11 protein-coding genes are annotated in these 13248 nt (G+C 65.4%); 6 read left to right on the top strand and 5 right to left on the bottom strand.

What is annotated here, in order from left to right; translation table 11 throughout:
- Positions 1-53: 53 nt before the first annotated feature.
- Positions 54-1271, bottom strand: coding sequence for an MFS transporter (locus tag AS156_RS30040; RefSeq protein ID WP_066512421.1), 1218 nt, complete (start codon positions 1269-1271; stop codon positions 54-56).
- 93 nt (positions 1272-1364) lie between these two features.
- On the opposite strand from AS156_RS30040, the gene AS156_RS30035 reads away from it, so the two are divergent.
- Positions 1365-2267, top strand: a complete 903-nt coding sequence (locus AS156_RS30035; protein WP_066512419.1) for a LysR family transcriptional regulator — start codon at positions 1365-1367, stop codon at positions 2265-2267.
- A gap of 99 nt (positions 2268-2366) precedes the next feature.
- Here AS156_RS30035 and AS156_RS30030 read toward each other — a convergent pair whose 3' ends face one another.
- The 3 genes from AS156_RS30030 to AS156_RS30020 all read right to left on the bottom strand — a co-directional run bounded on the left by AS156_RS30030 (position 2367) and on the right by AS156_RS30020 (position 5893).
- Complete coding sequence (locus AS156_RS30030; RefSeq protein WP_066512416.1) at positions 2367-3446, bottom strand: D-TA family PLP-dependent enzyme; 1080 nt, start codon at positions 3444-3446, stop codon at positions 2367-2369.
- 127 nt (positions 3447-3573) lie between these two features.
- Positions 3574-5391, bottom strand: a complete 1818-nt coding sequence (locus AS156_RS30025) for an ABC-F family ATP-binding cassette domain-containing protein (RefSeq protein WP_066512413.1) — start codon at positions 5389-5391, stop codon at positions 3574-3576.
- Between the two features lie 4 nt (positions 5392-5395).
- Positions 5396-5893, bottom strand: a complete 498-nt coding sequence (locus tag AS156_RS30020) for a YaiI/YqxD family protein (RefSeq protein ID WP_066512410.1) — start codon at positions 5891-5893, stop codon at positions 5396-5398.
- A 134-nt stretch (positions 5894-6027) separates the two neighbouring features.
- On the opposite strand from AS156_RS30020, the gene AS156_RS30015 reads away from it, so the two are divergent.
- Both AS156_RS30015 and AS156_RS30010 read left to right on the top strand, forming a co-directional pair.
- A complete protein-coding gene (locus AS156_RS30015; RefSeq protein WP_066512406.1) occupies positions 6028-6825 on the top strand; it encodes a hotdog family protein in 798 nt (265 codons plus the stop codon).
- Positions 6826-7434 carry a 2-hydroxychromene-2-carboxylate isomerase gene (locus AS156_RS30010; protein ID WP_066512404.1) on the top strand — a complete coding sequence of 203 codons (609 nt, stop codon included), beginning with the start codon at positions 6826-6828 and terminating at the stop codon, positions 7432-7434. It begins immediately after the preceding gene.
- Positions 7435-7622: 188 nt separating this feature from the next.
- Here the strand turns inward: AS156_RS30010 and AS156_RS30005 are convergent, their stop codons facing one another.
- Positions 7623-9995 carry a xanthine dehydrogenase family protein molybdopterin-binding subunit gene (locus AS156_RS30005; RefSeq protein ID WP_066512400.1) on the bottom strand — a complete coding sequence of 791 codons (2373 nt, stop codon included), beginning with the start codon at positions 9993-9995 and terminating at the stop codon, positions 7623-7625.
- A gap of 201 nt (positions 9996-10196) precedes the next feature.
- On the opposite strand from AS156_RS30005, the gene AS156_RS30000 reads away from it, so the two are divergent.
- The 3 genes from AS156_RS30000 to AS156_RS29990 all read left to right on the top strand — a co-directional run.
- A complete protein-coding gene (locus AS156_RS30000; protein WP_082747810.1) occupies positions 10197-11240 on the top strand; it encodes a Ppx/GppA phosphatase family protein in 1044 nt (347 codons plus the stop codon).
- A 170-nt stretch (positions 11241-11410) separates the two neighbouring features.
- Complete coding sequence (locus AS156_RS29995) at positions 11411-12100, top strand: RlmE family RNA methyltransferase (RefSeq protein ID WP_066512392.1); 690 nt, start codon at positions 11411-11413, stop codon at positions 12098-12100.
- Positions 12101-12145: 45 nt separating this feature from the next.
- Positions 12146-13248 (top strand): IS701 family transposase (locus AS156_RS29990; RefSeq protein ID WP_066500704.1); only part of this gene is annotated, 1103 nt, incomplete at its 3' end.

Genomic DNA, 13248 nt, shown 5'->3' with positions numbered 1-13248 from the left:
CCGCGCGTTTGAGATTGATGGGTTTCGCTGCGCTCTACCCATCTTACGCGATCTCACTGCGAGCCGGTCTTCGTCGCGAGATCGGTGATGACGCCGAGCACGCCAAACGCCGCGGTCACTACGCAGACCATGGTCCAGCCGCCGATGCTCCAGGCGATCGAGGCGGCTGCCGCGCCCGCCGCGCCGCCGATGAAGAACAGCGCCACGAACAGGCCGTTGATGCGGCCGCGCGCTTCCGGCTGCAAGAGGTTGACCGCGCGCCGGCCCAGCGTCTGGTCGGTAGTGATGCCGAGATCGAGCAGGATCGCGCCGGCGCTCATCAACAGCAGCGCCGCGATGCGTGACTCGAGCATGGCGGCCCAGACGCACAGCGCTGCCGCGATGACGATGAGCAGGTGCGCGCCGATCAGCAGCGGCCGCGCAAAGCCCCGGTCGCCCCAGCGGCCGGCGACCGAGGTCGCCGCGGCTCCGGCGACACCGATCAGCGCAAACAGCGCAATCCCTCCGGCGTCGAGGTGGAACGGCGCCTCCGGCAGGCGCAGCGCGACGGCGGCCCAGAATGAGGTGAAGGAGGCCATCACCAGCGCCGAGGTCCAGGCGCGAACGCGTAGCACCGGTTCCTCCCGCAGCAGCCGCGGAAACGAGCGCAGCAACGCGCCGTAGCTCGTCGCCGCGGTCGGGTTCAGCGACGGCAACGCGCGGGCCAACGCCGCGGTAAGCACGATCATCAGCACGGCAGAAGTGACGTAATAGCCGCGCCAATTCCACTGGTCCGCGATCAGGCTCGCGGCGGGGCGCGACAGCAGGATGCCGATCATCAATCCGCTCATGACGTCGCCGATCGCTTGTCCCCGGCGTTCCGGCGCCACCATGGATGCGACCAGCGGCACCACCATCTGGATCGCGGCGCAGGAGGCGCCGAGGATGAATGTCGCCGCGAGCAGGACATTCGGCGTCGGCGCCAGCGCCGTGCCCAGCGCAGAGACGATCGCGCAGGCCAGCGTGCGCAGGATCAGCCGCTTGTTCTCGACCAGGTCGACCAGCGGCACCAGCAGCAGCAGGCCGAGCGCATAGCCGAGCAGTGTCAGCGTCGAGATCAGGCCGGCCTGGACTGCGGTCATGTCGAGCGAACGGCTGATCAGGCCGACCAGGATCTGCGGCGCAAACAGGTTGGTGACGACGGTGCCGGTGGTGATGGCGCCGATCCAGATCAGGGGGCGGACCGAGAGGGGCTGCGCCGGGGAGAGCTTGGTGACGTCGGAGATGGTCATGGGACCTCGCGATGGAGTTGCGAAGCCCCCTTTAGGGGATCGGACTAATATGCTACAATTCAAATAAGATAATGAAGAATATGCGAGTTTGTTATGAATACGCACGACCTTGTTGCCTTCGTCGCTGTCGTGGAGACCGGTTCGATCGTCGCGGCCTCGGCGCGGCTGAACCTGACCCAACCCGGCGTGACGCGGCGGATCCAGAACCTTGAGGGGATGCTGGGCGCACAACTGCTGGACCGGCTGTCGAAGCCCTTGAAGCCGACACCGGCCGGACACGAGGCCTATGAGCAGGGCCGCCGCCTGCTGCGCATGCTCGACGATCTCAAGTCGGGCGTCGCCAATGATGGCGTGGTGCGCGGCGAGTTCAGGCTCGGCCTGACACCGTTCCTGTCGGAAGCCGGGCTCACGGGTCCACTTGATGCCGTGCGCGCCGAATTTCCCGCGCTCGCAGTGCGAGTCGTCTCCGGCTGGTCGCCGCATCACATGGAGTCGGTGTCTCGCAACGAACTCGACGCGGCCGCGATCTGTCTGCCCGACGGCACACCTCCGCCAGCCGATCTCGTTGCCGACGATTTCGGCGCGCAGCCGGTGGTGTTCGTCGTCGCGCGGGACATGAAGATACCGAAGTCGGTCGACCTCGAATGTCTCTCCGGGATGGGCTGGGTGATCAACCAGGACGGTTGCGGTTTTCGTCAGACGCTGAAGCGCCATTTCGATGCGGCGCACCTGCCGTTCACTGTCGCGGTCGAGGCGCTGGACAGCGAGCTGCGTCTGTCGCTGGTGGCGCGCGGGCTCGGTGTCGGGCTGGTGACGCCGGTGGCGCTGAAGCGGAGCCCGATCCGCAACCGGCTCAAGATCATCAAGATCGAGAATTTCAACCCGGCCGTCCGCGCCTGGATCGTACATCGCCCGCCGGCCGGTCGATTGGCGCGGCCGATCAAGGTGTTTCGCGGCGCGCTGGATCGGGAGTTGCAGGCGCTCGTAAGGGGGTGAAGCGCGTAGGATGGGTAGAGCGAAGCAAAACCCATCGCTTTCCGCGCAGATGAAATTTTGATGGGTTTCGCTGCGCTCTGCCCATCGTACGGGATGCGGCTACCGCAGCTTGCCGCGGGCCGCGACCGGCAGCGTGCCGATGATCTCGTCGCCGCGCACCATCACGACCTCGTCCATCATGTTGACGACGACGCAGACATGGTTGGGCACGATCCGCACGACGTCGCCGACGCCAGGCCGCGTGTTGCTGCGGGAGAGGTCGAGGAAGCCGTGCTCCTCGGCAAAGCGCGCGATCCTGGCCTCGGGATGTTCGAGGATCAGGCCGTGACCCTCCAGCCCGCCGGTATCCGACGTCAGCGTCTTCGAGCCGGCGTCGAGGATGCCGCGCTCGGGGCCGGCACGGCTGACGACGGTGGAGTAGATGTGGAGCGCGCAATCGTCCCAGGTGGCGACGCCGGCGGCGACCTGCATGCGGTCGTTGTAGATATAGGTGCCGAAGCGATGCTCGGTGCCGCCCTTCAGCTTGCCGAGATTCTTCAGGTTCGGCGTGCCGCCGGTCGAGACGATCGTTGCGTCCAGCCCGTGCGCGCGGACGCCGGCCAGCGCCTCATCGTAGAATTTCTGCGCGTCCGCCCAGCCGGTCTCGGTCGGATACAGCATGAAGCCCGCGAAGCTCAGCCCCTTCGAGCCTGCGATCTCCCGCGCCAGCGCGATCGCCTCCGCCGGAGTCTCGACGCCGGCGCGCTTGCGGCCGGTGTCGCATTCGACAACAACGGAGAGCGGGCGGCCTGACGCAGCCGCGGCTTTCGGCAGGTCGCCGACGACGACGGAATTATCGGCGGCGACGGTGACGTTGGTCTTTCCCTGGAGAGCGCCGAGCCGCGCCATCTTCTCGTCGCCGAGCAGATTGTAGCTGATCAGGATGTTGTCGATCCCGGCATCGGCCATGATCTCGGCCTCGCCGAGCTTCTGGCAGGTGATGCCCATGGCGCCGGCCTTGACCTGCAGCTGCGCCAGCGTCGGGTTCTTGTGGGTCTTGATGTGCGGCCGGTTGGCGACGCCGGCTTGATCGCAGGCCGCCTGGATGCGGGCGATGTTGCGCTCGACCCGGTCCATGTCGATCACGGCGCAGGGCGTGCCGTATTCACGGGCGATCTTGGCGGCGAGGGGCGTGGTCATCGGGTCAACTCCAGTTTGACATTCACGTCATTGCGAGCGGAGCGAAGCAATCCATCGGTCCGCACTTGCAGATGCATGGATTTCTTCGTCGCTACGCTCCTCGCAATGACGGCAGAAATCATTAGGTTCACGCTTGTTCTATTTCCTCGCGCAGCACTTCGAGCTCGAGCCAGCGGTCCTCGGCGGCGGCAAGGTCTTCCTGCGCCTTGGCGATCGCGGCGGAGGCGGCATCGAATGTCTTGCGATCCGTGGTGTAGAGGTCGGGATCGTCAAGCAGCTTCTGCTGCTTGGCAATCTCGGCATGCAGCTTGTCGATCGTCTTCGGGAGCGTTTCGAGCGCGTGCTTCTCGTTGAAGCTCAGCCGACGTCTGGGGGCCGCTTCGGGCGCTGCGGCTCTCGCTTCCTTTTTCTCCTCGACCGTGCCTTGCGCTTTCACCGTCTCGCGCTTCACGTCAGCGCCGCGCTGCGCCAGCATGTCTGTGTAGCCGCCGGCATATTCGATCCAGCGGCCCTGGCCCTCGGGCACGATCACCGAGGTCACGACGCGATCGAGGAAATCGCGGTCGTGGCTGATCAGGATCACGGTGCCCTCGTAATCGCCGAGCATGTCCTCGAGCACGTCGAGGGTTTCGAGATCGAGGTCGTTGGTCGGCTCGTCCAGGATCAGGAGATTGGACGGCTTGGCCAGCGCGCGCGCCAGCATCAGGCGGCCGCGCTCGCCTCCGGAGAGCGCTTCCAGCGGCGTGCCGCGCTGCTCCTGCGCGAACAGAAAGTCCTTCATGTAGCCGATGACGTGCTTGGTCTTGTCGCCGACCATCACATGGTCGCCGCGACCGCCGGTCAGCGCTTCGGCCAGCGTCAGCTTCGGATCGAGGCTTTCGCGGTGCTGGTCCAGTGTCGCCATCTCGATATTGGCGCCGAGCCGCACCGAGCCGGAGTCGGGCGGATCGTTGCCGATCAGAAGATGCACCAGCGTGGTCTTGCCGGCGCCGTTGGGGCCGACGATGCCGATACGGTCGCCGCGCTGGATCCGGGTCGAGAAGCCGTCGACGATCGTGTGCTCGCCATAGGCCTTGGCGATGCGCTTCGCTTCGATCACGAGGCGACCGGATTTCTCGGCTTCCGCCGCCGCGAGCGTGGCGTTGCCGGTGGCGCCGCGATAATTGCGGCGCTGGTCGCGCAATGCGTGCAGATTGCCGAGCCGCTTGACGTTGCGCTTGCGGCGGCCGGAGACGCCGTAGCGCAGCCAGTGCTCCTCGTTGACGATCTTGCGGTCGAGCTTGTGCTGCTCGCGCTCTTCCTCGGCCAGCACCTCGTCGCGCCATTCCTCGAACGCACCGAAACCGCGGTCGATCTGCCTGATCTGGCCGCGGTCGAGCCAGGCGGTGGCGCGCGACAGATTGGTGAGGAAGCGGCGGTCGTGGCTGATCAGCACCAGCGCGCACCGCCGGCTCTCCAACTCGCCTTCGAGCCATTCGATGGTCGGCAGGTCCAGATGGTTGGTCGGTTCGTCGAGCAGCAGTATATCGGGCGAGGGCGCCAGCACCCGCGCCAGCGCTGCGCGTCGCGCCTCGCCGCCGGAGACATGCGCGGGATCTTCCTCGCCGGTCAGCCCAAGCTGCTCGAGCAGATAGCGCGCCTGGTAATGATCGTCGCCTGGTCCGAGCCCGGCCTCGACATAGGACAGCGTGGTCGCATGCCCGGCGAAGTCCGGCTCCTGCGGCAGATAGCGAATGGTGGCGCCGGGCTGCACGAAACGGCTGCCGGAATCCGGTTCGACCAGGCCTGCGGCGATCCGCAGCAGCGTCGACTTGCCCGAACCGTTGCGGCCGATCAGGCAAACGCGCTCGCTCGCGGAGACCGAGAGCTCGACGCCGGTCAGCAGCGGCGTGCCGCCGAAGGTCAGGCTGATGTCCTTGAGCTGGATGAGCGGTGGTGGTGCCATCGTGTCAAACTTGGCTCGTCGTCGCCTGCTCCGCGCGGCGGCGCTGGATGCGGCGGATAGTCTGGTCGAGCGTCGACAGGAACGTCGAGCGGTCGCGCGGCGAATACGATTTCGGCCCGCCGGTGATCTCGCCCGACGAGCGCAGATCTGTCATCAAATTGCGCATCGCGAGCGTCATGCCGATCGACTGTTCCGCGAACGGCTTTCCATTCGGCGCGATCACCTCGGCGCCGGCCTTCACACACCGGCTCGCCAGCGGAATGTCAGCCGTGATCACGACGTCGCCCTCGTGCGCGCGCTCCGCGATCCAGTCGTCGGCCGCATCCATGCCGGAACCGGCGGCGACGCGCTCGATCAGCGGATCCTGCGGCACGCGGATGAAGGATCCCGCGACCACGCTGACGGGCACGCCGAGGCGGATCGCGACACGGTAGATTTCATCCTTCACCGGGCAGGCGTCGGCATCGACATAGATACGGATGGGGGCGGGGGTTTCAGTCATTGATCCAGGTGTTGGTGAGCGCGCCCCGCTGTACTCCATCGTGCGGAAAATTGCGAGCAAAACGAGAGGCTTGCCACGCTGTTCGGTTCGACTACGATCATCGCCAGAAAAACAACCGAAATAAGGGAAAACCCATGACGGCGCTGCAAACCTACCGTGTCTCGGCCTACAACACCTCGAAGCTGTCTGAGAACAAGATCCACGACGACACGGTGGCGCGGAAGTTCGGCTTTTCCGGCGGGCTCGTGCCCGGTGTCGACGTCATGGCCTACATGATGCACATGCCTGTCGAGCGCTGGGGCCGCGACTTCCTCGAGCGCGGCCTGATCGAGGCGCGGTTCGTGAAGCCGGTCTATGACGGCGAGACCGCCGAGCTGACGGCCCGGGAAGATGGCCGCGGGCTCGCGATCGAGCTGCACAGCCGCGGCGACCTCTGCGCGAGCGGCACTGCGACGCTTCCGGTCTCTGCACCGAAGTTTTCGATCGACGACTACCAACAGGTTCCGGCGGTCGCCGAGCGCAAGCCGGTGAGCGCGTCGTCCTACGAACTCGGCAAGTGGCTCGGCACCATCCCGCGCGACTGGTCCGGCGATGCGGCGAAGGAATATCTCGCCGACATCAGGGAGACCGACACGATCTACGGCCGCGAAGGCCTCGGTCATCCCGGCCTGCTGCCGCGCGTGATGAACAAGGTGCTGGTCGACAATGCGATCCTCGGGCCCTGGATTCATGTCGGCACCCGGATGCAGCTATTGTCGGCGGGCAAGATCGGGGACGAATTGACGGCGCGGGCCAAGGTCACCGGCAACTACGACAAGAAGGGGCACCGCTTCGTCGAGCTCGACGCGATGGTGCTCGCCAACGGCGCCACGCCGCTGGCGCATTGCTGGCACATCGCGATCACCCAACCGCGCGAGCAGGCGGCGGCATAGATGTCGGTCATCATCGACTATTATCTGTCGCTCAACTCGCCCTGGACATTTATGGGCAGCGCACCGCTTGCCGAGATCGCGCGGCGACATGGCGCGACCGTCAACGCCAAGCCCTGCAAGTTCGGTCCGATCTTCGAGCAGACCGGTGGCCTGCCGCTGCCAAAGCGTTCGCCGCAACGGCAGGCCTACCGCCTGGTGGAGCTGAGGCGCTGGCGCGAGGTGAGGGGCATTCCGCTCAACGTCGAGCCCAAGCATTTTCCGATCGATGACCTTGCGGCGGTGCGTCTCGTCATTGCTGCTGCCCTGCAGGGCAAGGATGCCCACCGCCTCTCGCTGGAGTTTAGCCGCGCCATCTGGGAGCGCGAGGAGGCGCTCTCCGACGCCGATGTCATGTCGGCCGCCGCGCAACGTGCCGGCCTGGACGCCGCGGCCCTGCGCGCAGACGCTCCGTCGGATGCCGAGCTCGACCGGCTCTACGAGCAGAACACGCAGGATGCGCTGAAAGCTGGCGTATTCGGCGCGCCGAGCTACGTGCTGCCGTCCGGCGAGATTTTTTGGGGGCAGGACCGGCTGGAGTTTCTGGAACGCGCACTGAAGATGTTGGCTTGAGTGGTCCGCGAACGAAAGCTCAAGTCCGTAAGAGGGACGTCGCTTCCGCATCAATAGCTGTCATCCCCCGCGCATGCGGGGGATCCAGTACGCCGCGACTTCTCGGCTCAAGCACTGCCGTCTCTGGAATACTGGGTCACCCGCTTTCGCGCGGGTGACGACAGCGGTGTCGGTGGCGGCAGCGCGGCTTACGCCGCCTTCGCCTTCGCATCCTGGATCGCGCGCCAGACCTTTTCCGACGTGATCGGCATGTTGATGTGCTTGATGCCGTAATCCGACAGTGCATCCACCACGGCGTTGACGATGCAGACGAGGCTGCCGGCGCAACCAGCTTCGCCGCAGCCCTTGGTGCCGAGCGGATTGGTCTTCGCGGGCGAAGGGTGATTGTCGACCTGCATCGACGGGATGTCGCCGGCACGCGGCAGCGCGTAGTCCATGAACGAGCCGGTGATCGGCTGGCCGGAGCCGTCGTAATTCACTTCCTCCATCATGGCCTGGCCGATGCCCTGGGCGACGCCGCCATGCAGCTGGCCGGCGACGATCATCGGATTGACCACGGTGCCGAAATCGTTGACCGCGAAGTAGCGCACGATCTGCGTCACGCCGGTGTCCGGATCGATCTCGACCTCGGCGACGTGACAGCCGTTCGGGAAGGTCGATATCGTCTCCTTGGTGGCGTGATCGACGTCGAGAGTATCAGGGGTACCCTCGGGCATCTTGTTGTCGCGCATCCGCTCGGCGAGCTCCATGATGCCGATCGAGCGGTCGGTGCCGGCGATGGTGAAGCGGCCATTGCCAAACTCGATGTCGGCCTCGGAGGCTTCCAGCATGTGCGCGGCGGCCTTCTTGCCCTTCTCGACGACGAGCGCGGAGGCTTCGACGATCGCCTGTCCGGTTGCGGTGATCGAGCGCGAGCCGCCGGTGCCGTTGCCGAAGCGCACGCGGTCGCTGTCGCCCTGTTCGAGGGTGATCTTCTCGAAGGGCACGCCGAGCTGGTCGGACAGCACCTGCGCGAACGGCGTGGCGTGGCCCTGGCCGTAATCGAGCGTGCCGGTGGTGAGCCTCACCGATCCGTCCGGTTCGAAGGTGATCTTGCCGAGCTCGCCGCTCGGTGGCGCGGTGACCTCGAGATAGGAGCCGACGGCAATGCCGCGCAGCTTGCCGCTCTTCTTGCTCTCCTTCTTGCGCTTGGCGAAGTTCTCGTAGTCGGAGATCTCCAGCGCCTTCTGGAACACGCCGGCGAAATCGCCGCTGTCATAGGTGACGCCCGATGCCGCCGCGAAGGGCAGTTGTGACGGCTTGATGAAGTTGCGCTTGCGCAAGGTGAGACGGTTGATGCCCATCTCGTCGGCGGCGGCGTCGATCAGCCGCTCCATGTAGTAGTTGGCCTCGGGCCGCCCGGCGCCGCGATAGGCGCCCATCAGCGTGGTGTTGGTCACGACAGTCTTGATGTCGACGCCGAGCAGCGGCGTGCGATAGACGCTGGCGAGGTTCTTGCCGGTGTTGAGCGACAGCGGACCCGGCGCGACACCCGTGATGTAGGCGCCGAGATTGCCATAGCCGGACAGGCGCACCGCGAGAAATTTGCCGTCGGCATCGAGCGCGAGCTCGGCATGGATCTTTTGCGCGCGGCCCTGGCTGTCGGACAGGAAGCTCGTCGAGCGCTCATCCAGCCACTTCACCGGGCGGCCGAGCTCGCGTGCGGCATGCGCGATGCAGGTGTATTCGGGATAGTTCAGGTTCTTCATCCCGAAGGAGCCGCCGACATTGGCGGTGAGGATGCGCACCTTGTCCGAGGGCACGTTGAGCAGGCGCGCCAGAATCACCTTGTTGCCGGAGACGCCCTGGGTCGGCACCTGCAGCGTGAAGCGCTCGGTCTTCTTGTCGTAATGGGCCAGCGCCACGCGCGGCTCCATCGAGACCACGGCGACGCGGGTGTTGACGATGTCGAGCTTGGTGACATGCGCAGCGCCGGCGAACGCCGCGTCGATCTTGGCGGTGTCGCCATAGTGATAATCGAGCGCGACGTTATTCGGAATGTTGTCGTAGAGCTGCGGCGCGCCGGGCTTGGCGGCTTCGGCCGCATCAGTCACGGCCGGCAGCGGCTCGATGTCCAGTTCGACCGCTTCGGCCGCATCGCGCGCCTGGGCCGCGGTCTCCGCGACCACGAAGGCGATGGGATCGCCGACGAAGCGCACCTTGTCGGTCGCGAGCGCCGGCCGGTTGGTCTGGAGGAGCGGCGAGCCGTCGCGGCTCTTCAGCGGCATTCCGCAGGTAAAGGGGTTGTAGCCGGCGGCCGCAAGATCGGTGCCGGTCCAGACCCCGAGCACGCCCGGCATCGCCTTGGCGGCCGCGGTGTCGATGCCGTTGATGACGCCATGGGCGTGGGAGGAGCGGACGATCCAGCAATAGGCCTGGTTGGGAAGCGAGAAATCGTCGGTGTAACGGCCCTTGCCGCGCACCAGCGTATCGTCCTCCTTGCGGCGCACAGGCTGCCCGACACCGTATTTTTGCAGTGCAATAGCGTTTTCGAGAGAAGCGGAAGACGTGTGATCTTGCATCGGAAATGACCTGAAATGCCCGGATTTGCGCCGGTTTGGCGGGCGATTCACGAGATAACGCGCATCCCCCTTAACGACAACGCCCGATTGGGCATGGTCCCAATGTGAACGCATATTGCGCAGGCCCTTGGCGCTGCTAAAGTTTCCGTGAACGGAAATTCTTCGGTCGGCCGACCAGCGGCCGCGGCGAAAGACAGTTTGATGAATGACGATGCGCGGCTTTGTGACGGCCCTCCGGCCGGCGGGGCCCCGTCAGGGTTGATTGCGGCGGGCGCAGACACCGGGGTCTACGCCGCGCTGGACCTTGGCACCAACAATTGCCGGCTGTTGATCGCCTGTCCGTCGGGCGACGGGTTCCGCGTGGTCGATTCCTTCTCGCGGATCATCCGGCTCGGCGAGGGCATCGCCGCGACCGGTTCCATCAGCGAGGCCGCGATCGAGCGCGCCATCGCCGCGCTCAGCATTTGCGGCGACAAGATCCGCCATCGCAGGGCCCGCCGGCTGCGGCTGATCGCCACCGAGGCCTGCCGCGCCGCCGGCAATGCGGAGAGCTTTCGCGCGCGCGTCGCTGCGGAGACGGGCATCAAGCTCGAGGTGATCGACCGCGAGACCGAAGCGACGCTCGCCGTGATCGGCTGTTCGCCGCTGCTCGATCCGCGCGGGCGGGGCGCGATCCTGTTCGATATCGGCGGCGGCTCGACCGAACTGGTGCGGATCGAGCGCGATCCGCATACGCCTGGCGACGCGCCGCGCATCAAGGCGTGGATGTCGATCCCGCTCGGCGTCGTCACGCTGGCCGAGCATTTCGGCGGCCGGAACGTCACGAAGGAACTGTATGCGCGCATGATCGACGAGGTCGCGCAGCATGTCGCGCCGTTCGCGGCCGAGCACGGCCGAGACCTGCGCGACATGCACATGCTCGGCACCTCGGGCACCGTGACCACGCTCGCCGGCGTGTTCCTCAATCTGCCGCGCTACGATCGCCGCCGCATCGACGGCATCTGGATGAACGATGCCGATGTGTCAGCGACAATCCAGAAGCTGCTCTGCATGAGCTATGAGGACCGCGTCAGCAACAGCTGCATCAGCGTCGAGCGCGCCGACCTGGTGCTCGCGGGCTGCGCCATCCTCGACGCAATCCGCAACGCCTTCCCGATGCCGCGGCTGCGGGTCGCCGACCGCGGCCTGCGCGAGGGCATGCTGGTCGAGATGATGCGCGAGGACGGCGCGCTGCGGGCATGCTAGAGCGTCAATTCTAATGAGCGTTCGGTCCACCTCGCCCCGCTCTTGCGGGGAGAGGTCGGATTGCGCAGCAATCCGGGTGAGGGGCTCTCTCCGCGGGTTCGATATGTGGAAGCAGCCCCTCACCCCAACCCTCTCCCCGCAAGAGCGGGGCGAGGGAGAAGAGAAGTAGCATGGCGAAAGACACCACCGGGCGGCTGCACGTCACGGTCAAGAGCGGCGGCAAGCGTAAGCTGTCTTCAAAACTCTGGCTGGAGCGCCAGCTCAACGATCCCTATGTCGCCAAGGCCAAGGCGATGGGTTACCGCTCGCGCGCGGCCTTCAAGCTGCTCGAGATCGACGATAAATATCGCCTGTTCAAGCCGGGCATGACGGTGGTCGACCTTGGCGCCGCGCCCGGCGGCTGGAGCCAGATCGCGGCCAAGCGCACCGGCTCCGCGGACGGCAAGGGTAAGGTGGTCGCGATCGATCTGCTGGAGATGGGCGAGATCCCCGGCGTCACCTTCGCGCAGCTCGACTTCCTCGATCATGACGCGCCTGCGAGGCTGATCGCGATGATGGGCGGCCGCGCCGACGTCGTGATGTCCGATATGGCCGCCAACACCACCGGCCATCGCAAGACCGACCAGCTCCGCATCATCGGCCTGGTCGAGACCGCGGCGTATTTCGCATGCGAGGTACTCAATCCGGGCGGGATATTTCTGGCAAAGGTGTTTCAGAGCGGCGCGGACGCTGAGTTGCTGGCGCAGCTCAAGCGCGACTTCGCCACCGTGCGCCACGTCAAGCCGGCCGCGAGCCGGCAGGATTCGTCAGAGCGCTACGTGCTGGCGATGGAGTTCAGGGGACAGGCCAATCGGGCTTAGCATTACAGTTGTGTTTTCTGAGAGTTTCTGAATCCATGGGCAACCATGATTCGAAGATTGTGGGCGCAGGCAGCGTCAGTTGAAGAGACGCTTGCGTTGTGGGCTGCGTCGCTTCGGGAGGTTAAGAAGCGGATACGTCCGCTGTTCGGGCAAGAACGTGTTGCGAGGAACGCGGGCCTGTTTCTGGAAGGTCTGCTCGGTGATGAGCAACGCAAGACCGGTTGGATGCGCGCGGAGGCCGCTGGCGATCCTGGTCCTTGGCGGCAACAGGCGATCTTGGGTCGCAGCGATTGGGATGCCGATGCCTTGCGCGATATTGTCCGCGACTATGTGATGGAGCATTTGGCAGACGACGATGCGGTCCTCGTCATCGACGAGACCGGCTTTCTCAAACAGGGGAAGGCGTCGTGCGGCGTGGCGCGGCAATACACCGGTTCGGCAGGCAAGATTACGAACTGCCAGATCGGCGTGTTCGCTACCTACGTTTCGCGTCATGGCCATGCGTTCATCGATCGCGCATTATATCTTCCGAAGGAATGGACCGACGATCCAGATCGCCTGGAAGCCACATACGTGCCTGCCGACGTCGGTTTTGCGACCAAGCCAAAGCTTGCGACGAGAATGATCGCACGGGCGATAGCGGCGTCTGTCCCATTCAACTGGGTTGCCGGCGATACCGTTTACGGTGTTGGCGACCTCGAACAGCAATTGCGTCGGGCCGGCAAGGGCTACGTGCTTGGGGTCAACAGCGCTCATGTATTCCGATCCTGGGGCAAGCGACCGCCGGTCGCCGGGACGGCTGCGGAACTCGCCCGGACGCGACGCCCATCCGACTGGAAGCGCCTGTCGGCCGGTGCCGGAACCAAAGGACCGCGGCTGCACGATTGGTGTTATCTCGAACTAGCCGATCTCGATGCCGAAGAATTCAACAGCGTCGATCAAGGTCTTTGGACACGCGGTCTGCTGATCCGGCGTCGTATCGCTGATGATGACCTCGCCTTCTTCTCGACCTGGTGCCCGGCAGGAACATCAATTGAAACGCTGGTCGCGGTCGAAGGCCATCGATGGGCGATCGAAGACAGCTTTGAAACTGCGAAAAACGAATTCGGGCTCGATCACAACGAGAGCAGATCCTGGCATGGCTGGCA

Origin of the sequence: Bradyrhizobium macuxiense (genome assembly GCF_001542415.1) — a bacterium.
Taxonomy (GTDB): Bacteria; Pseudomonadota; Alphaproteobacteria; order Rhizobiales; family Xanthobacteraceae; genus Bradyrhizobium; species Bradyrhizobium macuxiense.
The sequence above is the reverse complement of the archived record's forward strand: the minus strand, read 5'-3'. Positions and strand labels throughout refer to the sequence as shown.

Bases quoted from the DNA above. Each gene is read 5' to 3' on its own strand.
- AS156_RS30025 (WP_066512413.1), bottom strand. From the start codon at position 5,391: ATGGCACCACCACCGCTCATCCAGCTCAAGGACATCAGCCTGACCTTC.
- AS156_RS30010 (WP_066512404.1), top strand. From the start codon at position 6,826: ATGTCGGTCATCATCGACTATTATCTGTCGCTCAACTCGCCCTGGACA.
- AS156_RS30035 (WP_066512419.1), top strand. From the start codon at position 1,365: ATGAATACGCACGACCTTGTTGCCTTCGTCGCTGTCGTGGAGACCGGT.
- AS156_RS30040 (WP_066512421.1), bottom strand. From the start codon at position 1,271: ATGACCATCTCCGACGTCACCAAGCTCTCCCCGGCGCAGCCCCTCTCG.
- AS156_RS29995 (WP_066512392.1), top strand. From the start codon at position 11,411: ATGGCGAAAGACACCACCGGGCGGCTGCACGTCACGGTCAAGAGCGGC.
- AS156_RS30020 (WP_066512410.1), bottom strand. From the start codon at position 5,893: ATGACTGAAACCCCCGCCCCCATCCGTATCTATGTCGATGCCGACGCC.
- AS156_RS30030 (WP_066512416.1), bottom strand. From the start codon at position 3,446: ATGACCACGCCCCTCGCCGCCAAGATCGCCCGTGAATACGGCACGCCC.
- AS156_RS30005 (WP_066512400.1), bottom strand. From the start codon at position 9,995: ATGCAAGATCACACGTCTTCCGCTTCTCTCGAAAACGCTATTGCACTG.
- AS156_RS30000 (WP_082747810.1), top strand. From the start codon at position 10,197: ATGAATGACGATGCGCGGCTTTGTGACGGCCCTCCGGCCGGCGGGGCC.
- AS156_RS30015 (WP_066512406.1), top strand. From the start codon at position 6,028: ATGACGGCGCTGCAAACCTACCGTGTCTCGGCCTACAACACCTCGAAG.